This is a genomic window from Amycolatopsis sp. CA-230715 (assembly GCF_018736145.1).
GTDB lineage: Bacteria > Actinomycetota > Actinomycetes > Mycobacteriales > Pseudonocardiaceae > Amycolatopsis.
The window spans coordinates 9,290,076-9,311,943 of sequence record NZ_CP059997.1 but is presented as its reverse complement, the minus strand read 5'-3'; the positions used below and the strand labels follow the sequence as shown (position 1 = coordinate 9,311,943).

Sequence of the window (21,868 nt, the reverse complement as noted above, 5' to 3'; positions counted from 1 at the left end):
CCCCGTCAGCGGTAGCCGACGGGGAGGAGGTACGGGCCGCGGAACGTCGGCATCGTCGACCGGTGCACGCGGCCGTCGACGAGCAGCCGGGGATGGGGCACGCGGTCGAGGAAGGTTTGCAGCGCGGTGTCGTGCACGAGCTTGCCGAGCTGGGCGCCGAGGCAGAAGTGGATGCCGCGGCCGAACGAGAGGTGCGTGACGTTCTCGCGGTCGGGGTCGAGGACGTCCGGATCGGGGAAGCGCGCGGGGTCCCGGTTGGCGGCGCCGATCCAGACGTAGATCTCGTCGCCCGCGCGGAGATCGTGGTCGCCGAGCCGCAGCGGTTCGCGCACACGTCGCTTCGTGAGCTGCACCGACGCGTCGTAGCGCAGGAGTTCCGGGGAGACGGCGGGCACGAGTCCGGGATCGGCGCGGAGCCGCTCGTAGATCTCGGGACGGCGCAACAGGTGCAGCAGCGAGCTCCCGATCTGGTGCGCGGTGCTGATCTGTCCGGCGGTGAGCAGGAACGCCAGGTTGGCGTGGAGCTCGGTCTCGTCGGCGAACTCGCCGTCGGTGTAGGCGTCGGCGAGGGTCTGCATGAGGTCGTCGTAACCGCCGTCCCGGCGCTGGGCGACCTGGCCGCGGAAGAACTCCAGGTACTCGTGCACGCTGCCGAGCAGCTTCGGCGTGCGCTCCCTGCTGACGGGACCGTCGTCGATGAGCTGGCCGAGGCTGAGCATCCACGGGATGTAGTCCTGGTCAAGGGGAATGCCGAGTACGCGGCCGAGACTGGTGGCGGGCAGGGTGAACCCGTATTCGCCCATGGCGTCGAACTCGCCGGTACCGTTCGAGAGCGCGCTTTCGATCAGGTGGCGGGCGATCTTCGCGACCCGATCGGTCATGTCGTGCACCGGCCGGGGCAGGAACGGGCGGTTGAGGTGGCGGCGCAGCCGGGTGTGCTCGGGCGGGTCGGCGACGACGACCTGCCCGTCCAGCGCGGCCAATGCGGTGCGGTGACCGGGTTCGGCGCCGTCGGGCAGTACCTCGGGATTCCAATGTGGACGCTTCGCGCTGAGGCGGGTGTCCATGAGCGCGCTCATCGCCTCGGCGTAACCGGTGACCATCCAGGCGCCGTCGTCGCCCATGTGCGGGTCCCAGTAGACCGGATCGGCCTCCCTGATCCGCCGGAACAGCGGGTACGGGTCGTCGGTATCGGCTTCGGTGTAGATCTGCTTCATGGTCAGCTCGGCCATGCCGCTCTCCTCGGGTCGGTGGTGCGCAGTACCAGCGCCGTGCGTGAGCTTTGATCGACGGCGTACCAGGTGTCGCCGGACAGGGTGCCGAGCAGCCGGGTCGGCCGGGCGTGTTCGGGGTGCACGGTGATCCGCTCGATGCGGAGCGGCCCGGCATCGTGCCCGGCGCACGCCATGCGCAGGATGTTTTCCAGCGCGGCCACCGGGAGCAGGTGCTCGGGTGCGGGCTCGGCCGTCCAGAGGTCCGATGGCGGGCAGTGCGGTAACGACGCGGTGACGGTGCCGCAGGCGTGCCGGTGCCACGGTGCCCGCGGGATCACCGCGCCCTTCCACCGCAGCATCGACGGCTCGGGGAGCGCGGGAGTTCCCGCTGTGGTGGGGAAATCCGGCACCGCGACCGCTCGGGGCTCTCCCGTGTGGACGGTCAGGTCCGCGACCGGACGGTCGGCGGAGTTCCGGACGACGATCCGGACGGTGCCGTCGCGGACAGTGCTGACGCGGTCCAGTTCGACGGCGTCGTTGACCAGCCGGAGCGCGGCGGGGTGGATCACCACGTCGGTGAGTTCGCGGGCCGGGCCGGGGACGAGCCATTCGCCGTGGCGGAGCGCGGTTTCGAGGAGGATCGAGACGGGGATCGCTGGCGAGCCGTCGACGTGGAAGTCTGCGGCCGCGGGCGTGGTGCGGGTGCTTAAGCGGATGCGGGAGGTGAGGTGCTCGCCGGGTTTCCACCGTTCAGGGGCACCCAGGTGGAAGACTTTCGGGTACGCGGCACCGAATCCGGGCAGTGCGGGGTCGAGCGGGAACTGCCCCGCCTTGGTCACGTCCATCCCGCCCGCGATGGGACCGAGGTAGACGACTTCGCCGCCGTCATGGGACGCGGTGAGTTCGGTGCACCAGTTGGCGAACCCCTCGGCCGGGTCCATCGCGGGCATGTACTTGAGCGCCGCGTCGACGTTGGTGGACACGCTCAAACCGCGCCACAGCGGCCAGCACACGGTGAAGACGTCGAGCCCGGTTTCATGGCGGGCCCAGAGCCCGAGCCGGGCGAGCGCTTCGTTGGCGGCGGAGTAGTCGAGTTCGCCGACCATGCCGCCGAGCCGCCCGGTGAGGGATCCGCTGTTGCAGAAGAACTTCAAGGGCAGGCCGCGAGCGCGGACGACCTCGACGAGCCGGAGGAACCCGGTTGTCTTGACCGCGACCCCGGCGAGGAAGTCACTGTCCGTTTTGGACGGAAGCCGGGCCGGACGGTCGACCCCGGCGAGGTAGACGATCCCGGTGATGCCGTCGCCGAGTTCGTCGATCAGCGCCGCGGCCTGCGCGGGATCGGTGAGATCGCACGGCCGGTACCGCAACGCGAGGCCTTCGGCGTCGATCGAGCGGAGGTTGTCGTGGAGTTCGCGCAAGTGCTGGAGTTTGCCGATGCGGCGCCGGGTTTCCCGCAGCGCGGGCGTTCCCGCGGCGTCGCGGATGAGGTCGCGCCGGTACTCCGCGAACGCGTCCGCGCCGAGGTTCAGCCAGTGCTCGGGCCCTTCGGGAGGTGCCGCGCGCCCGGTGACGACCACCCGGCAGCCGCGGCGGGCGAGGGTGCGGGCGAGTTCGAACCCGATCCCGGTGCCGCCGCCGCACACCAGCACGGTGTCGTGGTGCCCGAGGGCGAAGGACGGTGCCGGAGCGGGCTCGGCGCGGGGGAGCAGCGCCCGCCGGGTGCCGTCGCGGTACCCGATTTCGGCGGGCCCGCCTCGGTAGACCTCGGCCGCCACGATCTCGGCAAGCCCGGCGTAACCCGGGTCCGGGAGATCGACGACCCGCGCGGTGACGACGGGAAGTTCACGGTGGAGGCTTTTCGCCAGCCCGGCCCAGATTCCGCCGAGTGGTTGGTGGACGCGGTGACCGGAGTACCCGCAGCGGCCGTCGAGGTAGGTCACCGCGAGGTAGGCGAGCCGGTGGGTGTCGGTCTCGGCGGCCCAGTCCTGGTAGCAGTGCCGTAACACGGCCAGCGTCCGCACGAGTGCCTCGTCGGCCGCGCCCGGCCGTTCGGGGTCGAACGGTTCCGCCAGGGTGAGGTCCACGATCGCGTCGGGCACGCGCGCATCCCCGTGGTGCCACAGGGTCGCGCCTTCACTGGCGAGTTTCGCCGACACCGCCTCGACCGCGTGCCCTGGTGCGCCGACGACCGCGACCAGCTTGCCGAGGACTCCGCTTGACGAGTCCACAGTGGATGGTGCGGGATGCCAGACGAACCGCCGCACCGTCGAACTGGTTCCGTTCATGCTTTCTCGATGCGGAGCGGCAGGCCGCCCGCGGGGCGCAGCGACACCAGACCCGCCGGGTGGATGTCCTGTCCTGGTGGGATGGTGAACCGGAATCGCTGGGTCAGCATCGCGATGGTGAGCTGGATTTCCAGGGTGGCGAGGTGGTGACCGATGCATCGGCGCGCGCCACCGCCGAACGGCAGATACGAGTACCGCGCCGGTTTGGGGTGCGCTGGGCAGAACCGCTCCGGGCGGAACTCCTCCGGCGAGTCCCAGGTGCCGGGGTCGCGATGCGCGCCGTAGGGCGGGATGAGCAGGCTGCTGCCCGCCGGGATGTGGTATCCGCCGATCTCGTCGTCCGCCACGGCACCGCGCGGGAACGCCCAGATCGGCGGGTGCAGCCGCAACGATTCCTCGACGAGCTGGCGCAGGTAGGGCAGCCTGGGCAGGTGGTCGACGGTCGGGGTGTCGCCGCCGAGCACGGAGTCCAGTTCGGACACCAGCTTGTCCCGCACGGCGGGGTCGGCGGCGATCGCGTGCAGCGTCCAGGCCAGGCCGCAGCCGGTGGTTTCGTGCCCTGCCATGAAATGGGTCTTCAGTTCGGCGCGGATCGCGCGCGCGTCCCACGGTTCGCCGGTGTCCGGCTCGGTCGCCGTGAGCAGCGCCGTGACCAGCGAATCGGGGTCGCCGTGCCCGGCGCGGTGCTGGGCGACGACGTGGTCCATCGCGGCGTTGAGAACGGCTTGGTGGCGCTTGAGGGTGCGCTGGTAGCGGGTGGGGATCCAGCGCGGCAGCATCTGCTCCACCTTGCCGGTGATGATCATCGCCTTGAGCGAGAACCGGACCGCGGGGGTGAGTTCTTCGGCGCGCTCGCGCAGGTCGACGCCGAACAGGGTGCGGCTGAGCACGCCCATCGACAGCCACATCAGGTCGTCCACGACGTCGACGACCTCTCCGTCGGCCGCGGACCAGCGCTCGGCGAGGTCTTCCACGCAGCCGGTGATGATCGGGGCCGCCTGCTCCACCCGCGCCCGCTGGAAGAATGGCTGGCTGAGCTGCTTGCGCTTCTTCCACTCCGCGCCGTCGGTGGTGAGCATGCCGCGCCCCATGAACAGCGAGAACCCTTGGTAGAACCGGCCGCGCCGGTAGTTGTCGGGATTGTCTTGCAGCACGTGTTTGATCGCGTCGGGATCGGTGAGCTGGTGCACGAGGTAGGGGCCGAGCTTGACCCGCACGATCCCGCCGTAGCGCTGCCGCAGATCGGTGATCAGTCCGAGCGAGTTGCTCTTGAAGCTCGACAGCGCGCCCATCAGGTGCCCGCCTTCGGGCCCCGGTGCGTCGGTCATTGGTCTGCCCCCTTGGGGTGGAAGGTGCCGGTGGTGGTGTCGATCTGGCCCAGTACGGTCGCCGCGACGTCCTTGACCTGCGCGAGGATCCGGCCGCCGGAATCGGTTGCCACGAACCGGTTCGCGGCGGGGCCGTCCGCGCCGAACGCGCCGGGCGTGGCGTACAGCTCGACGTCGCCGTCGGCGAGCGCTAGGTCGTTAGCGCGGCGGTACAGCTCGATCCGCCGGATCGCGGTCGGGACCGCGACCGGCAGCAGCCCGGTCTGCTCGGGCTCGGGGTGGAGCACACCCATCCGCACCATGCCGTCCAACAGGAGCGCGGGCATGCGGAACCGCGACCACACCGCGTCGGCGCGCGTCAACGGCGGGGCGAACCGGGCGCGGGCGCCGCGGGGATGCGTGCGCGTGTCCTCGGTGCAGGCGAAGGGCCCGGTGAGGCGCACCGGCGAGCCGGAAAGGTGGTAGGGATCCGGTGCCGCGCGTTCGGCGGGATCGGGTGCCCACCCGTCCCAGCTCGGCGCGGTGAACTCGGGTGCGAGCAGCACGCGGCAGGTGAAGTGCGGCTTGTCCCGCGCCGCCACCACCCCGTTGACCACGATGTCGGAGGTGATCCGCACTTCGACCGTGGTCAGGTCGTCGGTGGCGTCGAGGACGGTCGCGCGGACCCGCTTCGGTGGTGCCGGGAGGTCACCGCGGACCTGGATGAACCGCTCGAAGGTCAGGTCGGTGAACCCGATCACCTCCAGCCCTTGCCGCAGGGAGAGCGCGGCTTCGGCGGCGATCTCGGTGACGAACAGACCGGGCAGCGTCGCATGTCCGCGGACGGTGTGACCGTCGAGGAACGCGTCGGTTTCGGGGTCCATCGGGCATTCGAACACCGCGGTGTCGCCGTCGTGGGAAACGGTGTGCCGGAGGTAGAACCCGGTGTCCGGTGTGGACAGATAACCGGGGTAGAAGTGTTCGACGGTGCGGTGTTCGGCCTCGCCGATATGGACGAGGTGCGGAACCCGCTCGGGAGCGTGCAGTTCGCGGACGAAGTGGTGGATGCCTTCGGCCACCGCCATCGCGGAGTAGGTGTCCTGGCGTTCGTAGTAGGAGCTGACCAGACCGCCCGCGCCCATCCCGGTGCCGCCCCACAGCGTCCAGCCGATAGTGACCTCGTCGGCGCCTTGGGCGCGGGCCGCGAATTCGGCCGCGGTGGCTAGGAAGTCGTTGCCCGCCGCGTAATCGCCTTCGCCGACCTGGCCGAAATAGCCCAGCAGGGAACCGAAACTGCACCACGTGCCGACCGGAGTCCCGGCGAGCGCCCGCTTGAGGTTGCGGTGCGAGCGCAGCTTCAGATCGCGCACGCCGCGGAACTCGCCGAAGTCCTTGCGCGCCAGCACCGCGGAGTTGTTCCGGCCCGCGGCGTTGACCAGCAGGTCGATCCGCGGCTCGCGGATCTCCCGCACCGCGCGCTCGACCGCCAGGGGATCGGTGACGTCGCACGCGAGGTAGCGCACCCGGCCCGCGCCGCACGCGGCGGTCATCGCGTCCAGGTTCGCCCGCGCGGCCCGCGCGTCGATCATCCTGTCGTACTCGCGGTTGAGGACCGCCACGGTCGTTCCAGTGCGGTGCCACAGTTGCTCGCGCAACCACTCCTTCCGCCCGGCCGCGAACCGCTCGTCGCTGCCGTCGAACACCCAACCGGGGTAGTCGTCGAGCGGATTGCTGCCCAGCACGTACACCTGGGGCCGGAACTCGGTGGCGAGCGCCTTGAGCAGCTCGGCGGTGATGCCGCGAGCGCCGCCGACGGCCACCACGACGGAATCCGCCGAGAGCCGGGCGGCGACCGGTCCGGACAGCGCCACCGGCCGTTCGACGAGTTCGCGGACGTGGCGATGTCCGGCGAGGTAGTACACCACCGGAAGGGCTCGCGGAATGCGGCTTTCCCGTTCCGCCGCAAGCATTCCCGCCGCCGCGTCGCGAGTGTCGGACACCAGCGCGAACCGCTCGGTGCCCGGCGACTCCAGGTGCGCGGCCTTCAGCAGCCCGGTGAACAGGCCGGTGAAGGGATGGGCGACGCCGTCGTTGAGACCGCCGAGCAGCACCGCGATCACCGAGGCGTCACCGGAGAGCCGCAGGGTGAGGAACAGTAGGTCGTGCAGTGCAGTGACGGACGGGGTGTCATCGAAGAGGCAGGTGTCCGCGGGTGCGGATGCGGCGAGGTCGAGCACGATCCGCACGTCGCTCGGCTCACGCGTGCCGAGCGCGGCCCGCACCTCGTCGGGACCGGGCTCGGGCAGGTGGTGCCAGCCGGGTCGCGCCGCCATCTCCGGTGCGCAGCACAGCACCAGTGCGTCCTCGGGCAGCGGGCCCAGCGCGTCGACGGTCGCGGCGGAGTCGGTCAGCACCACGACGCCGGGCGGAAGGAACGCTCGCCCGTCGTTCGAGGGCTCGGCCGGTGCGGGCACCAGCTCGGGCACGTGCCGCCGCACCTGGCACCGCTGACCCGGCGCGTAGGACTCGGTGTCGGTGAACCGCTCGTTCAGCGGCGCCGGTTCCTCCACTGTAGACGGTGGGATGTCCAGGTCGAGCCGCGCCACCGGGGTGTCCGGTTCGGCGTGGCAGACCACCGCGGACCGGCCGCTCCCGGTGAGCAGTTCACGCAGGACGGCGAGCCCGCCCGCGGCGCCGAGGTAGCGCGCGGTTCCCGGTGCGCTTGTCCCGCACTCGGTGAGCGTCGCATCGGGCTCGGTGTCGTCGATCCAAGCCAGCACCGGCATTCCTTCGGTGGTGGCGACGTCCTCCGTGGTCAGCGCGAACAGGAACGCGGCGTCCGCCGGTGCTTCGCCGTCGAGCAGCCCGGTGAGCAGGGGCCGCAGCTCCGGCAGGTCGTTGCCGTTGATGCCACCGGCGAAGGCCAGGTCGATGTCACCGGCGCGCAGGTACTGGCAGGCGGTGTCGAACGCGGACAGCGTCGAGGCCAGCCCGGCGTCCAGGGTGAGGTTGGGGCCGTGCAGGTCGAAGTAGTTCGCCACCCTCGCCGAGATGATGTTCGGCATGATCCCGGAGAACGAGTCCTCATTGGACGGAGGAACCAGGTTCCGCGCCCGCTCGCGCAGGCCGTGCTGGAGCTTCGGCAGCAGCGGGGACTCGGCGAGCCCCGGTGCGCCAGCCAGCGCCGTGTCGACGTCGTCGAGGTAGCAGCGGTTGGCGTAGAGCATGCCGGCGCGGGTGGGTCCGAGGTTGCCGACGAACACCCCGGCGCGGTCCGCGTAGGTCGTCCACGCGTCGCCGAGGCGTTCGCGGAGCTGGTGCCCGCATTCCAGGATCATCAGCTGGCAGCGGTCCACGGTGCGCACGGTCGCCGGTGGCAGCCGCACCCGGTCGAACGGGGGAGTCGGGTACTTCTCGCCGAAGGTGTCGGCCGGTGGTTCGCCGTGCCCGCGCACCCACGCTTCGACGGCGTCGCGGCCGGCGAGTCCTGGCAGGTGGGCGGCCCACGCCACGATCGCGATCCGGCCGTGTTCCGCCGCCGGGGCCGTCGGCGGTGTCGCCTCGCCGGGGTCCGACACGAGGAGGTGGGCGTTGGTGCCGCCGAACCCGAACCCGGTCACCGCCACCGTGCGCGGGCGGTCGCGGCGCGGGGGCAGCGGCTGCGCCGTGGTGGGGATGCGCAGGCGGGTCCGTTCAGCGGGGAAGTCGGCGGGTGGTGCGGTGAACCGGAACTGCGGTGGCACCGTGCCGTGGCGCAGGCCGAGTGCCGCCTCGATGAGGGACACCACGCCCGCGGCCCAGCCGGTGTGCCCGATCAGCGACTTGTTCGAGGTCACCGGAATCTCGGACGTGCCGTAGTGCTCGTGCACCGTGTTCAGCTCGGCCATGTCGCCGGCGGGCGTGCCGGTGGCGTGCGCGATGATCCAGTCGACCGGCACCGCCGGGTCGCCCGCACGCGCCCTCGCGATCGCGCGCGCCTGTCCCGCGGGGTTCGGCGCGTAGATCGCCTTGCCCCTGCCGTCGGACGAGGTACCGGTGCTGCTCAGCACACCGAGCACCTCGTCGCCGTCCGCGCGGGCCTTGCTGAGCCGCTTCAGCACCACCACCGCGGCGCCGTCGGCGAACACCACCCCGTCGGCGTCCCGGTCGAGCGAGCGCACTTCCCCGCGCTTGGACAGCCCGTGCAGCTTGGAAAACAGCACCGTGCCGCGGGGACCGAGGGCGAACGCGCCGCCGCACACCGCGACGTCCGCCGCGCCGCCGAGCAGTGCCTTGGCGCCGATGTCCACCGCGTACAGCGAGGACGAGCACGCCGTGTCCACCATCTGCACCGCGGTGTCCGGCGGCAGCACGCCCTCGATCGCGAGCCTGCCGACGCGGTGCGGCAGGAACCGGGAAGTGTCTTCCCCTTGCCGGAGCCGGTAACGGTCGTGGAGCGCGCGTTCGACATCGTCGCGCAGGGCGGCTCCGTCCGAAGGGTCCAGTTCGTCGAGGATCGCGCTCGCCTTGTCCAGCGTCGCCGCGATTACCCCGGCCTCTTCGAGGTGCTGGTTGCCGTCGGGGGTGTAGCCGATCACGCACCGGAAGCGGTCCGACGGCGCCGTCGTCACGCCGCGCATGGCCTGCACCACACTGTGCCGGAGCCACGACGTCGTGAATTCCTCTTCGGCGGGGAGTTCCGCGCCCTCGGCGGGGCGGAACCCGGTGATGAACACGCACCGGTCCTGATAGGACTTGTCCTCCGCGCTGTCGTCCTCGGAATGGAACGAGTCCAGGCTCCAGCGGTCGGCCGGTACCGGTACGAACAACTCGGCACCGGCGAGCCGCAGGTCCCAGAACTCCTCCGGGCTGTTCGCGCCCGCCACCGCCATGCCCATCCCGACGATCGCCACCGCGTCCTCGGCCGGACCGTCCTCTTCGGACACTTCCGGTGCGTCCTGGTGCTCGGGCGCGGAAAGCAGCGGGACGCCCAGCGACAGTCCGCCGTCGGCGAGGAGCACCTGCCCGGTGACCCACCGCGCGTCGTCGCTCGCGAGGAACGCGACGAGGCCCGCGAATTCCTGCGGCGTGCCGAGCCGTCCGAGCGGCGTCGCGGCGCCGATCGCCGCCTGCATGCGCGCCGCGTCGGGGAAGGCGTCGGCGACGTCGCTGACGAGCATCGCCGCGGACGCGGTGTTGACCCGGATCCTTCTCGCCGCGTACCGCGCGGCGAGGTAGCGGGTGAGCGTTTCCATCGCGGCCTTCGCCGGTGCGCAGGCAAGGTAGTTCGCCATCACGAACTGGGAGCCGCCGAGCGCGGAGACGTTCACGATCGCCCCGCCGTCCGCCATCAGCGCGGCGGCGGCACGCGAGCAGCGCAGCGCGCCCTTGACGTTGGTGTTCCATCCCGCGTCAAGTTGGTCGTCGGTCACCTCGTCGTCGGGCACCAGCGCACCGGAGGCCGCTCCGTTCACCAGGATGTCGAGCCGTCCGTGCCGCCGGGCGATCTCGGCGAACATCCGCTCGACCTGCTCGGGTCTGGCGACCGAGGCGCGCACGATCTCCACGCTGCCCGTGGCGCCCAGTTCGGCTTCGGTGCGCTTGGCCTCGGCGTGGGAGTGGAAGTAGTTGACGACGACGTGCGCGCCGCGCGCGACCAGCTCCGCCGCGATCGCCCTGCCCACCCCGTGCGCGCCACCGGTGACGAGCGCGACCTTGCCGGTCAGGTCAGACATCCGCAGACTCCCGATCGGCCAGCCTCCGCACGGTGTGCCCGATGACCTTGCCCATCGTGTCGTACTCCGCCAGGCGGAACCCCGAGCCCTGCTGCTGGAGTCCGTACTCTTCGGACACCCGCGTCAGCAGCTCGATCTGCTTCACCGAGTCGATTCCCAGCTCCGCTTCGAGTTCCACCTCGTCGGTGAACACTTCGACCGGGTACTCCAGCGCCTCCGCGTACAGTTCGCGCAGCTGGCCCGCGACCTCGTCGTGGCCGAGCGGTGCGGACAGGATCGGTGCGTCCTCGGTGACAGCGGTGTCCGACGGCAGCTCCGCGAAACCGTTCCGCGCTTCCAGCTCCTGCCGGACCTTGCTGATGATCTTGGGTCCGTGCGCCGACCAGAACGCGTCGAACTCGTCGTCGGCCGGAACCGTCGTCGGGAGCAGCCCAGCCGCGCGCAGGGTGCCGAGCGCGGGCTCGATCCCGGTGCCGCCGTCCGGGAGGCACGCGACGGTCGTGTGCGCCGAACCGTCCAATGTGGCCGATACGGATTTGGACAACGTCGCCCTGGCACCGCATTCGACGAAGTGCCGTGCGCCGTCGGCGTGCACGGCGCGAACCGCGGCGCCGAACTTGACCGGTGCCACGAGATGGCTCGCCAGCAGAGCGGGCATGTCATCGGTTTCGGTGTAGGCGCGGTTCAGGATCGGTGAGTAGACCGGCACCTCGGCGGGCCGCGCCGCGATACCGCGGACGGCCGCGGTGAACGCGTCGGCGGCGGAGCGCATCAGCGGTCCGTGGAACGGCGCGGGCGAGTCCAGCTTGGCGAAGGAGACGCCGAGCGCTTTCGCGGCCCGCCCCAACGTGTCCATCGCGTCGGCGGGTCCCGAGACCACGGTCTGCCGGTCGTGGTTTTCCACGGCCACCGCGAGGTGTTCGTTCTCCACGACATCGACGAGCAACCGCGTCTTGCGGGCGTCCGCGGAGACGGCCGCCATGTACCCGTCGCACAGGTCCAGTCCGCGCAGGGCGTTGACGCGCGCGAACACGATCTTGGCGCCCTCCGCGACGGTGTAGACCCCGGCGGCGACGAGCGCGGCGATCTCGCCGAGGCTGTGTCCCATCAGGACACCGGGGCGCAGGCCGTGCGCGTGCAGGACCCGGTGCACGGCGACGGCCGTGCCGTAGATGGCGAGCTGCGAGACCCACGGCTCGTCGGCGAGCAGGCTCGCCAGCGTCGGTGGCTCGTCGGCGAGCGCCACCGACGACAGCGCGCGTCCGGTCTCGGCGAGGGAAACCTCGTCGAGTGCTTCGAAGACGGCTCGGACTTCCTGATGCCGGGCCGCGGCGGTGGCCAGCGCCACCCCGTCGAACCCGCCCTGACCGGGAAAAAGTGCGACGACACTGGAGCTGCGGTGCTCGACCACGGCGTCCCCCTGTTCTCAAGACCGTTCTCGTTCTGACCTGTCTTCTGACTGGTCCGCGCCGGACGCGGACCTCGTGGCGGCGGTGCTCAGGTGGATACTCCGACCATGCGCACGTCATGCAGTGCCAGTGCGGCGTTGAGGCGCACCATCGGTTCGGTGAAGGCCGACCGTTCGATCATCGAATAGGCCGTCGTGATCGGTTTCGCCAGATGCGCGTTCACGGCGTCGAGATCGAGGAGGCCGAACGCGGGCGACGACGGTTCGGCGACGATCTTGCCGAGCTCGTCATTGATCGCCCTGTCGTATCCGATGTCCTGAGTGGACGGATAGGGTGCCTTGCGGCGCTGGGCGATCGAGCGCGGCAGCAGATCGGCCGTCGCCGCGCGGAGCAGGCTCTTTTCCCTGCCGTCGAAGGTCTTCATCGACCACGGGGTGTTGTACACGTAGTCGACGAGCCGGTGGTCGCAGAACGGCACCCGCACCTCGAGCCCGCTCGCCATGCTCATCCGGTCCTTGCGGTCGAGCATCATCTGCAGCCACCGCGTGATGTGCAGGTGGCTCGAGATCCGCATCCGCCGTTCCAGGAGGTCCGCCCCGGGAAGGTGCTCGACCTGGCGCACGGCGTCCGCGTAGGTGTCCGCGATGTAGGTGCGCAGGTCCAAAGCGGCCGTCAGACCGCGGTCGAGGAACGCCGTCGCCACCAGCTCGACCGGCGCGGGACTCATGGCGTGCCACGGGAAGGTGTTGGCCTCTATGGCTTTCGGCTCGTGGAACCACAGGTAGCCGCCGAAGACCTCGTCGGCCGCTTCACCGGAAAGGGCCACCGTCGACGCTTCCCGGACCGCTTGGAACAGCAGGTACAACGACGGATCGTGGTCCCCGATGCCGTAGGGCAGGTCCCACGCGCGCTGCACGGCCTCCCGCACACCGGGGTCGACGAGCTTGGCGGTGTCGAGCAGGATCTCGCGGTGGTCGGTACCAGCGTGCGCGACGAGTTCCGCGGCGAACGGGGAATCGGGTGCCTCGCGGAACTCCTCCGGCCGGAAGTTCGCCGTCTGCCCGGTGAAGTCGACCGAGTACGTCCGCACCTTGCCCGCGCCCGCGGCGGTGCGGCCGCGTTGCGCGAGTGCGGTGAGGGCGCTGGAATCCAGCCCGCCGGACAGCAGCGTGCACAACGGCACGTCCGCCACCATCTGCCTGGCCACGATGTCTTCCAGCAACGCGCGGACGTTGGCGACGGTGTCCTCGACGCCGTCGGTGTGCGGGCGGGTTTCCAGCGCCCAGTACCGCTGCTCGCGCACGCCGCCTCGGGTCACCCGGACGATGTGCCCCGGTTTGACCTCGAACAGGTTCCGCAACGGCGTCCGCCCGGGAACCCGCGCTGTCGCCAGCACGTCGCGCAGTCCGTCGAGGTCCATTTCGGCGGAGGCGAGCGGGTTGGCCAGCACGGCCTTCGCCTCCGACCCGAACAGCACGCCGTGCGCGGTGGGGTAGTAGTACAGCGGTTTGACCCCGAGCCGGTCCCTGACCAGCACCAGTTCCTCGGACCTGGTGTCCCACACGGCGAACGCGAACATGCCGTTGAACCGGGCGGCGCACGCGGTGCCCCAGTGCAGGTAGGCGCGCAGCACCACCTCGGTGTCGCTTCGGGTCTCGAACCGGTGGCCCAGTGTTTTCAGCTCTTCGCGCAGTTCAGCGAAGTTGTAGACCTCGCCGCTGTAGGTGAGCACCGCGAGCGGGTCGCCTTCCGGTGACCGCTCGGGTGTCCACATCGGCTGGCGGCCGCCCGCGATGTCGATCACCGCGAGCCGCCGGTGTCCTAACGCGACCCGCCGTCGTACCCAGACACCTTCGTCATCGGGGCCGCGGTCGGCCATCGTGTCCGTCATCCGCCGCACCGCACCGGTTTCGGCCGTCAGGTCGCGTTCGAAGTCGACCCAGCCGACGATTCCGCACATATGTAGGCCTTTCCTGGTGGCGGACGCCGAATGGGTCCGTCCTCGGTAGGGTCCACGAGCCATGGAGTTTCGCCTGGAAAGAGTGTTTCAGCGCGGCATATGGCATGGCGCCAGAAGGCATCCGGCGTTCGCGGGCGTGCCATGGATTTCCGGTGCGAGATGCGCTCTACTTGATCACGTCGCACCCCGCCGACCACGAGAGCGAGCACCCGTGACGCATCCCCTGCTGCAATCGAGCGGCGCCACGCGAGTCGAACCGGGACAGTGGGTGGTGACCGTGCCCCGCTCGTGGGGGTCGTGGTCCGGTCCGCTCGGCGGCTTGCTCAACGCCATCGCCGCACGAGCGGCCACCGATCTGACCAGCCCCGGTACCGCACCGATGGCGACGCACACGCAGTTCGTGCGGAAGTTCTCCGACGCACCGGTTTCCTTCACGGCGACGGTCGAACGCGCGGGAGGCACGACGCAGTTCGTCACCGTACGGGGAACGCAGGACGAGCAGACGGTGCTGATCACCTCGGTGGTCTGCGGCCGACGCGCGGGCAGGCCCGTGGTGCAACGCGTCGCGGCGCCGGTGGTCCCGCCACCCGAGGAGTGCCAGGAGATCGGGTTCCCACCCGAACTGGTCCCGTTCGGACAGCGGTTCGAGATCCGGCAGGCCAGCGGTGCGTACCCGATGAGCGGCGCCGCGCGGGCGGAGATGGGTGCATGGCTGCGGTTGCGGCCCGAGGTGCCCACCGACGCGCTGATCGCCATCGTGATGATGGACGCGATGCCACCGGGCCTGTACCCGACGCTGACCGAGCCCGCCGCGATCGTGTCCGCCGAGCTGTCCGTCCACCTCCACCGCGATCTGATCGCGTATCCCGTGGACGGTTTCGCGCTCGCCGTGCAGCGCACCGTGACCGACGGCGACGGCTGGTGCGTCGACGAAGCCGATCTGTGGGACCGCGACGGGGGACTGATCGCGCAGTCCCGGCAGCAGCGCCGGATTCTCGCACTGAAGCCGGGATAGCTAGGCGACGGTCAGCGGCAGCACGAAACTGGGCGAACCCGTCGGGTGCCGTCGTGGCTCGGCCTTCCCGAGGTCGGCGACCGGGAACGAGAAAAGCGCGTCCTCGTCTTGCGCCGCAACGAAACAGCGGCCGCCGTCGAGTGCGAAGTGTCGTGGACCGGCACCGCAGGGCTGGTCCACGACGGGTGTGGCCGGTTCGGTGGTGAACTCCGTGACGCAGTCCGGCCCGCGGCTGGACAGGTACGCGCGGGATCCGCTGATTTCCAGGTGTGCCACCAGGTTCTCGGCCGAGTACCGGCCCGCCGTGGCGTCCACCGCGTCGACCACTTCGAACGCGCCAGGGCTGTTTTCCCGCAGTGTCAGCAGTTTTCCGGAGAGTTCGCCCGCGACGTAGGCGAGATCGGTGCCCTCGTGCCGGACCAGCTGCCGCGGCCCGGTACCGGGAGGCAGCGGCGAAACCGCGAGCGGGGTCAACGTGCCGTCCTCCCTGAGGCGGTAGCTGCGGATTTGGTCGGTGCCGAGGTCCACTACGCTGATCATCCGGCTGTCCGAAGAGGACACCACCATGTGGACGTGCGCCGCCTCCTGCCGGTCCGCGCGGGGTCCGGTTCCGTGGTACTGGACGAGGGTGGTCCGCGCACCGATGCGGCCGTCGGGGCGGAGCGCGAACACCGCCGCACTGCCGCCGGAATAGTTGGCGCACAACAGGAACCGGCCGTCCGGGGTGACCGCGAGGTGGCACGGGTGCCCGCCGCCGGTGGCCGCGACGTCGAGCGCGGTGAGCTCGCCCTCGGCGTCCACGGCGACCGAGGTGACCTCGCCGGTCGCCGTTTCGTTCGTGGCGTACACGATCGGCGCGGTCGGGTGCTTCGCCAGCCACGACGGTGACGTCATCGGCAGCGTCGAGGCGAGGGTGAGCACCTCCGAGCCCGGTTCGCGCCGGAAGGCGGAGATGCCCGTCCCGTTCCCGTTCGCTTCGGCCGTGTAGCAGCCGACGAGGACCAGGTCGGTCATCTACGCCTGTCCGGTGTCGAACCGGGTGATCGCGCCATCGGAGATCGTGAACGCCCAGCGGGTCCGCATGGCACCCCAGGTGTCGTTCGTGAAGGTGGCGACCAGCGTGGTGCCGTCGCTTTCGGACTCGACGTCCATCCGGCCGTTGGCGGAGAAGATCTCCTTCTCCGTCCAAGCGTCCAGATCGCGCTCGGTGCCGTCGTCGGTCATGATCGCCCCCGGTGCGAGGAGCGCGCGGAAGGCTTCCTTGTCGCCGCTGTTGATCGCGGCGACGAACTGGCGGACCGTCGGGTTCGACGGGAGGTCGGTCATCATCGGCCCCTTTCTCGGTACACGACGGCAACCTACCGGTCCCCGGCGCGATCGGCCCGTCGGGACGCCAGCCGCGGTTACCAGGTGACCGGCAGCCGGTACACGCCGTAGATCGCCGCGTCGTCCTTGAACGGCAGGTCGTCGACCGGAGCCGCGAGGTTCAACCCGGGAACGCGCTCGAACAGGGTGTCGAAGACGATCTTCAGTTCCATCCTGGCGAGGTTCTGCCCGAGGCACTGGTGCGGCCCGAACCCGAACGCGACGTGGTGCCGCGCGCCCCGGTCGATGTCGAACGAATCCGGGTCCTCGAACGCCTCCGGGTCGCGGTTCGCCGAATACCCGAGCGCGAGCACGCCCTCGCCCGCTTTGATGGTGACGCCGCCGATCTCGACGTCTTCCACGCACAACCGCGCTGTCGCCGCGTCGACGATCGTGAAGTACCGCAACAGTTCCTCGACCGCGGGAGCGGTCCGGTCATGGTCGTCCTTGATCGCGGCGAGTTGCTCCGGGTTCTCCAGCAGCGCGATGGTGCCGAGCGAGATCATGTTCGCGGTGGTCTCGTGCCCGGCGAGCAGCAGCAGGAACGCCAGTGCCACCAACGGCCCGCGCTGGTAGGTGCCTTCCTCGCGCAGCTTGGTGATCTGCCTGCCGATCAGGTCGTCGCCCGGTGCCGCCTCCTTCTCGGTGACGAGCTCGTCCAGGTAGTTCTTGACGGCTTCGAACGCCGCCCGCCGGTCCTCGGGGCCGGTGGTGCGCTTGAGCATCTTCGCGGTGTGGTTCTGGAACAGGTCGTGATCGGCGTACGGCACACCGAGTAGTTCGCAGATCACCAGCGACGGCACCGGCAGCGACAGCGCCGAAACCAGATCGGCGGGTTTCGGCCCGGCCAGCAGGTCGTCGATCAGCTCGTCGACGATCTGCTGGATCCGGGGGCGCAAAGCTTCCATCCGCTTGACGGTGAACTCACCGAGCACCGCGCGGCGGGCGGGCCCGTGCTCCGGCGCGTCCATCGCGATCATCGTCCGGTCGTCGGACTTCCTGCGGAACGAGTTGCCACCCGCGGCCAGTACCGGGAAGTCCGGGTGGAACCGGTCGGCGCTGAACCGCCGGTCGTTGAGCACCATCCGGACGTCCTCGTGCCGCGTCACCACCCAGGCCTGCTTTCCGTCGGGGATGCGGACCTTCCTGACCGGCTCCTCTTCGCGGATCCGGGCGTACTCCTTCGGCGGCGCGAACGGGCATTCGCGGGTGACCGGGAATTCGACGGCGGGTTCTTCGAGCGTGGTCATGGTGGCGCCCCTCAACTTCGTCGCACGTGCCCGCTCGCTCTGAGTATGCGGACGAACACCTTCCAGTTCTAGGTCCAAGGTACCGAAGTGGAGGATGTTCGTCCACTCAAAAAGAACCGGATATCGGCGCCGTTAATCTCGATGACACCGGGGAGGGGCCCCGGTTCTGGCTTGGGGAGGAACTGTGATTCGGCTGTATCGCGTTGCCGGCGCCGTGCTGGCAGCTTCGCTCGTGGTGGCGGTCAGCGCGGCGCCCGGTGCGTCCGCCGCGCCGGCCGCCTGCACATGGACGCAGACCATCCTGCCGTTGCCGAAGGGCGCGCTCACCGGTGAGGTGTGGGCGGCCGACGGCAACGGCGGCTACGCGGGCACGGTTTCGTTCGGCGCGGACTCGCCCGAGGGCGGACACGTCGTGCTGTGGAAGAACGGGAAGGTCGTCGACTACGGCAACCTTCCGTTGCCCGGCTACGAAAACTGGGTGACGACGACCGGTGTCAACCGGGGCGGAACCGTGGTCGGCATGGCTTACCAGACCCCGAACGGGTTCCCGAGCGCGATTCGATCCCGCGACGGCAAGCTGGAGCGCCTGCCCGAACTGCCCGGTGCCGACGCCTCGCGCGCGGAAGGCGTCAACGACGCCGGCGACATCGTCGGCGGCGTCGAGACGACCGTCGACGGCAGCCCGTACTGGAACCCGGTCATCTGGCCGGCCGACAAACCGGGCACCGTGGTGAAGCTGGCCGGGCTGCCCGCCACGGAAGCCAGCGCCACCGGCATCGATCAGGACGGCACCGTGCTCGTCGAGGTCGACGATCCGGGCGGCAACCGCGTCCCGTACCTGTGGAAGGACGGCAAGGCGCGCAAGCTTTCCTTCCCCGGCAAGGGCTACGACGTGGTCACGCGGGGCATCTCCAACGGTCGCGTCATCGGTCAGGTGGACTACCCGTCGGGTTCGTCGGGCGGTGTGCTGTGGGAGCGGGACGGCAAGCCGAAGGCGATGAAGCAGGGCGTCGACATCGAGGGCCTCAACCGCGACGGCCAGATCGTTGGCCGCACCGAGGATCCCAGCTGGCACGTGTTCGGCGTGTGGAAGCTGACCGCGCTCGACTCCACGTTGCGCTACTCCGCGGACCACGGTCTCGACCTGCACGTCTCCAGCGATGACGGCACCATCGCCGGCCGCACGTGGAAGTTCCCCGGCGGCTACGACGAGCCGACCGTCTGGAAGTGCGGCTGACCGATCCCCGGCTGTGCCCGCTCCCGCGGGCACAGCCCTCGGGATTCCGTTGGCAGCCAAGGAGAAATGGCGAAAGCATGCGCCCCGAGCCTGGTCAGGTACTGCACTTCTCCGAAGATCCCACGATCACGAGGTTCGTGCCGCATGTCGCGACGACCGCTCGACAGCAGGAGCCGTACGTCTGGGCGGTCGATGCGGCGCGCTGCCCCGACTACTGGTTCCCCCGCCAGTGCCCCCGGGCGATGGCCTGGGTTACGCCGTCCACCACCGATGCCGACCGGGAGCGGATCATCGGTGCCGGTGGCGGTGACCGCGTACACGCGATCGAATACCGCTGGCTGGACGCGTTCCGGACAGTCACGTTGTTCGCTTACCGGCTTCCCGCGTCGCGGTTCCGGCCGTTCGGCGAGCCCAGCCCGCACGCCTACGTCGCCAGCGAACCAGTCGAACCGCTCGGGCCCGCGGAACCGGTCGGCGATCTGGTGCGGCTCCACGAGCAAGCGGGAATCCAGCTTCGGGTGCTCGCCAGCCTCTGGCCGTTCTGGGATGTGGTGACCGCCAGCACCGCGGGCTTCAGCGGGATACGGCTGAGGAACGGGGCCGGTCGAGACAGGGCGGAAACCGGCCGCCAGTGATCTCTGGTCGATCTTGCCGCGGGTGAGGTGTTGAGGCGGATCGGTCACCGGCGCACCCGGTAGCGCAGGTGGAGCACCCGGTTGCCCTGGAGCACCACCTCGGGATCCTCCAACAGGTGCTGCGCGTGGACCGAACCGAAGTAGCGCTTGCCGGACCCGAACACGACGGGCACGACGTCCATGCGCACGTCGTCGATCAGGCCCGCGGCAAGCATCTGGCCACCGACGTCGCCGGCGGCGACCTCGACGATGCGATCACCCGCGAGTTCCTGCGCCTTGGCCATGGCCGCCTCGACGCCGTCGACGAAGTGAAACGGCGCCTCGGGGTCCCAGCCTTCGGGTGCCGGCCGGTGCGTCACGACGACCACGTGGTCGATCCCGCTCGGTGGCTTCCCGTCCCAGCCGTCCGTGAGGTCGAAGACGTGGCGGCCGCAGATCGTGACGCCGATCTGGTCCCAGTACTGCCGGGTGTAGTCGTGGGACGGCTGCGACACCTTCAGCGCGCCGCTCTCGTCCAACGGGACGTCACCGCTGGACAACCAGTCGAACAGCGGCCCCGGCTGGTCCTTCTCGTCCGCGACGAAGCCGTCCACCGACACCGAGCTGTACATGACCACCTTGCCCACGGGGCTCTCCTTTGCTTGGGGTGCCCCAAATTAACGTGTCGAGGGCGGTCGCTCTTGTAAGAAATCAATCGGCGGGCAGCGGCCAGCTGTCCAGCACGTGGCCGGGATGTTCGCGCAGGAACCGCCGCCGGACTTCCACGTACCGGGTCGGCGTGAGCCCGGTGAACGCCCGGAACTCGTGGCCGAAGTGGGCCTGGTCGAAATAGCCCGCCCCACTGGCGAGCTCGCCCCAGTCGATCGGTCCGGCGGGGTCGATCGCGAACACGGTGGCGGTGAGGCGGTAGGTGCGGGCCAGCCGCTTCGGCGTGACGCCGACGAGCTGCTTGAACCGCTGTGCCAGATGGGTGTTGCTGACACCGGCCGCCACGCTCAGGTCGCCGATCGCCACGGCACCGCCGGTCGCCGCGAGGACGCCGCTCGTATGGCGGACCAGCCCCAGGCCGGTGGTGTCGTGCAGCCGTCGCATCAGCTCCTCTTCGAGCAGCGTGAGCATCTCGTGCGGTCCTGGCGCCGTGGCGAGCCGGTCTCGCAGTTCGGCAACGGCTGGCCTGCCCCAAACCTGGTCCAACGTCACCGGCCGGTCGCACAGCTCGGCCGCGGGCATCGGCAGGAACGGCGCCAGCCCCCACGGCTTGGCGTGCACGCCGACGGACCGGGTCCGGCCTGGGTAGCCGAACTCGAACGCGCGGGTGGGCATGGTGACCACGCAGCCGTCGGCGTACTCGGCCGCTTCGATGTCGGTGCCGGAGCGGATGCGGAACGGCGCCCCGAGGTTGACGATGAGCAGCGCCGACGGTGACGGCGGCAGCGTCAGCCGGGCGTACGGCGGCGCGCCCTCCAGGTAGTAGAGGTCGTCGATCAGCCCGTCCAGCGGTGGTCGCGGCACTCGGGACACGTACTCCACGCGCACAGCATCGCCGACGCCTCACCGGTACCGCGCGCCGGGACAGCCGAGCGGTGCGATCCGGGTTGACGGCGGGAAATCCTGGACGCCCTCGTCGCGGGGGAGCGCGCGGTCAACGATCTCGTGCGCGAACTCGGCCAGACCCAGCCGCAGGTGTCCAAACACCTGCACGTGCTCAAGGAAGCGGGCGTCGTCGCGGTGCGCGAGCACAGCAGGCACCGGAGCTCCGCGACGTGATCATGGGCTCCGGCATGGAAACGGGCTTGCGGGGACAGCTGGAACTGATCGAGGAGATCGCCCTTTCGCTCGGCTGATCCGTCATCGCCACGCCCGCAGGGTGAGGTCGACGAGGCGGGTGACGTACCCGCGGTCGACCTCCTCCCCGCGGAGCAGTACGCGGAGCTGGATCGGTCCGGCGAGCATTTCGAGCACGAGTTCGGCGTCGGTGTCCTCGGCCAGGTCGCCGCGGTCGACGCCCCGGTCGACGAGCACCGTCGCCCTCGCCAGCCGCGCCGCCCAGAACTCGCGGCGCATCCCGTCGAAGCGGTCGCCCGCGGTCGCGGCGTGCACGAGCGATTCGCCAGCCGGGGTGGTGAGGAACGTGGCCAGCGCGGTGAAGAAGCTCGTCAGGTCTTCGCGCGTGGATCCCGTGTCGGGCAGGGGAAGCGCGGTGTCGAGCCGATCCATGACCGCTTCGAGAAGCAGGTTCGAGCGGGTGCCCCATCGCCGGTAGACCGAGGTCTCGTGAACGCCCGCGCGCGCCGCGATGTCCGCGATGCGGGCTCCTGCCACGCCGTCCGTGTCGATCGCCTCCGCGGTGGCGGCGAGGACAGCCCGCCGGACGGTCTCCCCGCGGCGGGCCTTCGGTGTGCGGGACGTCATGACCGCAATCATCGCAAGTTGAGTTGCGTTACGGCCACTCGGAGGAGTTTCCTGGGAAGAGA

16 protein-coding genes are annotated in these 21,868 nt (G+C 70.2%); 4 read left to right on the top strand and 12 right to left on the bottom strand.

The annotated features are described in order from the left end of the window. Nucleotides 1-5 precede the first annotated feature (5 nt). From HUW46_RS43310 to asnB, 6 genes are all read right to left on the bottom strand, one after another. Entirely contained in the window at nucleotides 6-1,232 is a 1,227-nt protein-coding gene (locus HUW46_RS43310) for a cytochrome P450 (protein ID WP_215544438.1), read from the bottom strand. Beyond that, a complete protein-coding gene (locus HUW46_RS43305) occupies nucleotides 1,220-3,502 on the bottom strand; it encodes a KR domain-containing protein (RefSeq protein WP_215544437.1) in 2,283 nt (760 codons plus the stop codon). Before HUW46_RS43305 ends, HUW46_RS43310 begins: the two co-directional genes overlap by 13 nt. Next, on the bottom strand, nucleotides 3,499-4,830 hold the full coding sequence (locus HUW46_RS43300; RefSeq protein ID WP_215544436.1) for a cytochrome P450: 1,332 nt from the start codon (nucleotides 4,828-4,830) through the stop codon (nucleotides 3,499-3,501). The genes HUW46_RS43305 and HUW46_RS43300 overlap by 4 nt, the downstream gene beginning before the upstream one ends. Then, nucleotides 4,827-10,523 (bottom strand): SDR family oxidoreductase, encoded by a 5,697-nt coding sequence (locus HUW46_RS43295; protein WP_215544435.1) that lies wholly within the window; start codon nucleotides 10,521-10,523, stop codon nucleotides 4,827-4,829. Before HUW46_RS43295 ends, HUW46_RS43300 begins: the two co-directional genes overlap by 4 nt. Next, nucleotides 10,516-11,934 carry an acyltransferase domain-containing protein gene (locus HUW46_RS43290; protein ID WP_215544434.1) on the bottom strand — a complete coding sequence of 473 codons (1,419 nt, stop codon included), beginning with the start codon at nucleotides 11,932-11,934 and terminating at the stop codon, nucleotides 10,516-10,518. The genes HUW46_RS43295 and HUW46_RS43290 overlap by 8 nt, the downstream gene beginning before the upstream one ends. Before the next feature lie 86 nt (nucleotides 11,935-12,020). Beyond that, nucleotides 12,021-13,892, bottom strand: coding sequence for an asparagine synthase (glutamine-hydrolyzing) (gene asnB, locus HUW46_RS43285; protein WP_215544433.1), 1,872 nt, complete (start codon nucleotides 13,890-13,892; stop codon nucleotides 12,021-12,023). A 211-nt stretch (nucleotides 13,893-14,103) separates the two neighbouring features. Between asnB and HUW46_RS43280 the strand changes: the two genes are divergently transcribed. After that, on the top strand, nucleotides 14,104-14,907 hold the full coding sequence (locus tag HUW46_RS43280; protein ID WP_215544432.1) for an acyl-CoA thioesterase: 804 nt from the start codon (nucleotides 14,104-14,106) through the stop codon (nucleotides 14,905-14,907). Here the strand turns inward: HUW46_RS43280 and HUW46_RS43275 are convergent, their stop codons facing one another. From HUW46_RS43275 to HUW46_RS43265, 3 genes are all read right to left on the bottom strand, one after another. Next, a complete protein-coding gene (locus HUW46_RS43275; RefSeq protein ID WP_215544431.1) occupies nucleotides 14,908-15,921 on the bottom strand; it encodes a lactonase family protein in 1,014 nt (337 codons plus the stop codon). After that, nucleotides 15,922-16,236 (bottom strand): nuclear transport factor 2 family protein, encoded by a 315-nt coding sequence (locus HUW46_RS43270; protein WP_254125531.1) that lies wholly within the window; start codon nucleotides 16,234-16,236, stop codon nucleotides 15,922-15,924. Between the two features lie 74 nt (nucleotides 16,237-16,310). Further along, the gene (locus HUW46_RS43265) at nucleotides 16,311-17,522 is read right to left on the bottom strand and encodes a cytochrome P450 (protein WP_215544430.1); all 1,212 of its coding nucleotides are present in this window, start codon (nucleotides 17,520-17,522) and stop codon (nucleotides 16,311-16,313) included. A gap of 184 nt (nucleotides 17,523-17,706) precedes the next feature. Between HUW46_RS43265 and HUW46_RS43260 the strand changes: the two genes are divergently transcribed. Beyond that, nucleotides 17,707-18,759 carry a hypothetical protein gene (locus tag HUW46_RS43260; RefSeq protein WP_215544429.1) on the top strand — a complete coding sequence of 351 codons (1,053 nt, stop codon included), beginning with the start codon at nucleotides 17,707-17,709 and terminating at the stop codon, nucleotides 18,757-18,759. A gap of 77 nt (nucleotides 18,760-18,836) precedes the next feature. Further along, nucleotides 18,837-19,394, top strand: coding sequence for a DUF6886 family protein (locus tag HUW46_RS43255; RefSeq protein ID WP_215544428.1), 558 nt, complete (start codon nucleotides 18,837-18,839; stop codon nucleotides 19,392-19,394). Nucleotides 19,395-19,438: 44 nt separating this feature from the next. Here HUW46_RS43255 and HUW46_RS43250 read toward each other — a convergent pair whose 3' ends face one another. Together HUW46_RS43250 and HUW46_RS43245 are read right to left on the bottom strand one after the other, a co-directional pair. Continuing rightward, a complete protein-coding gene (locus tag HUW46_RS43250) occupies nucleotides 19,439-20,020 on the bottom strand; it encodes a dihydrofolate reductase family protein (protein ID WP_215544427.1) in 582 nt (193 codons plus the stop codon). A gap of 64 nt (nucleotides 20,021-20,084) precedes the next feature. Continuing rightward, nucleotides 20,085-20,906 carry a helix-turn-helix domain-containing protein gene (locus HUW46_RS43245; protein WP_215550458.1) on the bottom strand — a complete coding sequence of 274 codons (822 nt, stop codon included), beginning with the start codon at nucleotides 20,904-20,906 and terminating at the stop codon, nucleotides 20,085-20,087. Between the two features lie 141 nt (nucleotides 20,907-21,047). Here HUW46_RS43245 and HUW46_RS43240 point away from each other — a divergent pair, with 141 nt between their 5' ends. After that, nucleotides 21,048-21,161, top strand: coding sequence for a helix-turn-helix domain-containing protein (locus tag HUW46_RS43240; protein ID WP_331477195.1), 114 nt, complete (start codon nucleotides 21,048-21,050; stop codon nucleotides 21,159-21,161). Nucleotides 21,162-21,242: 81 nt separating this feature from the next. On the opposite strand, the gene HUW46_RS43235 is transcribed toward HUW46_RS43240, so the two are convergent. After that, complete coding sequence (locus tag HUW46_RS43235; protein WP_215544426.1) at nucleotides 21,243-21,806, bottom strand: TetR-like C-terminal domain-containing protein; 564 nt, start codon at nucleotides 21,804-21,806, stop codon at nucleotides 21,243-21,245. Nucleotides 21,807-21,868: the final 62 nt, after the last annotated feature.

What these genes read in the sequence shown, in the direction of transcription:
- HUW46_RS43235 (WP_215544426.1), bottom strand. Translation starts at nt 21,806, where the DNA reads ATGACGTCCCGCACACCGAAGGCCCGCCGCGGGGAGACCGTCCGGCGG.
- HUW46_RS43310 (WP_215544438.1), bottom strand. Translation starts at nt 1,232, where the DNA reads ATGGCCGAGCTGACCATGAAGCAGATCTACACCGAAGCCGATACCGAC.
- HUW46_RS43255 (WP_215544428.1), top strand. Translation starts at nt 18,837, where the DNA reads ATGCGCCCCGAGCCTGGTCAGGTACTGCACTTCTCCGAAGATCCCACG.
- asnB (WP_215544433.1), bottom strand. Translation starts at nt 13,892, where the DNA reads ATGTGCGGAATCGTCGGCTGGGTCGACTTCGAACGCGACCTGACGGCC.
- HUW46_RS43295 (WP_215544435.1), bottom strand. Translation starts at nt 10,523, where the DNA reads ATGTCTGACCTGACCGGCAAGGTCGCGCTCGTCACCGGTGGCGCGCAC.
- HUW46_RS43265 (WP_215544430.1), bottom strand. Translation starts at nt 17,522, where the DNA reads ATGACCACGCTCGAAGAACCCGCCGTCGAATTCCCGGTCACCCGCGAA.
- HUW46_RS43305 (WP_215544437.1), bottom strand. Translation starts at nt 3,502, where the DNA reads ATGAACGGAACCAGTTCGACGGTGCGGCGGTTCGTCTGGCATCCCGCA.
- HUW46_RS43300 (WP_215544436.1), bottom strand. Translation starts at nt 4,830, where the DNA reads ATGACCGACGCACCGGGGCCCGAAGGCGGGCACCTGATGGGCGCGCTG.
- HUW46_RS43275 (WP_215544431.1), bottom strand. Translation starts at nt 15,921, where the DNA reads ATGACCGACCTGGTCCTCGTCGGCTGCTACACGGCCGAAGCGAACGGG.
- HUW46_RS43270 (WP_254125531.1), bottom strand. Translation starts at nt 16,236, where the DNA reads ATGATGACCGACCTCCCGTCGAACCCGACGGTCCGCCAGTTCGTCGCC.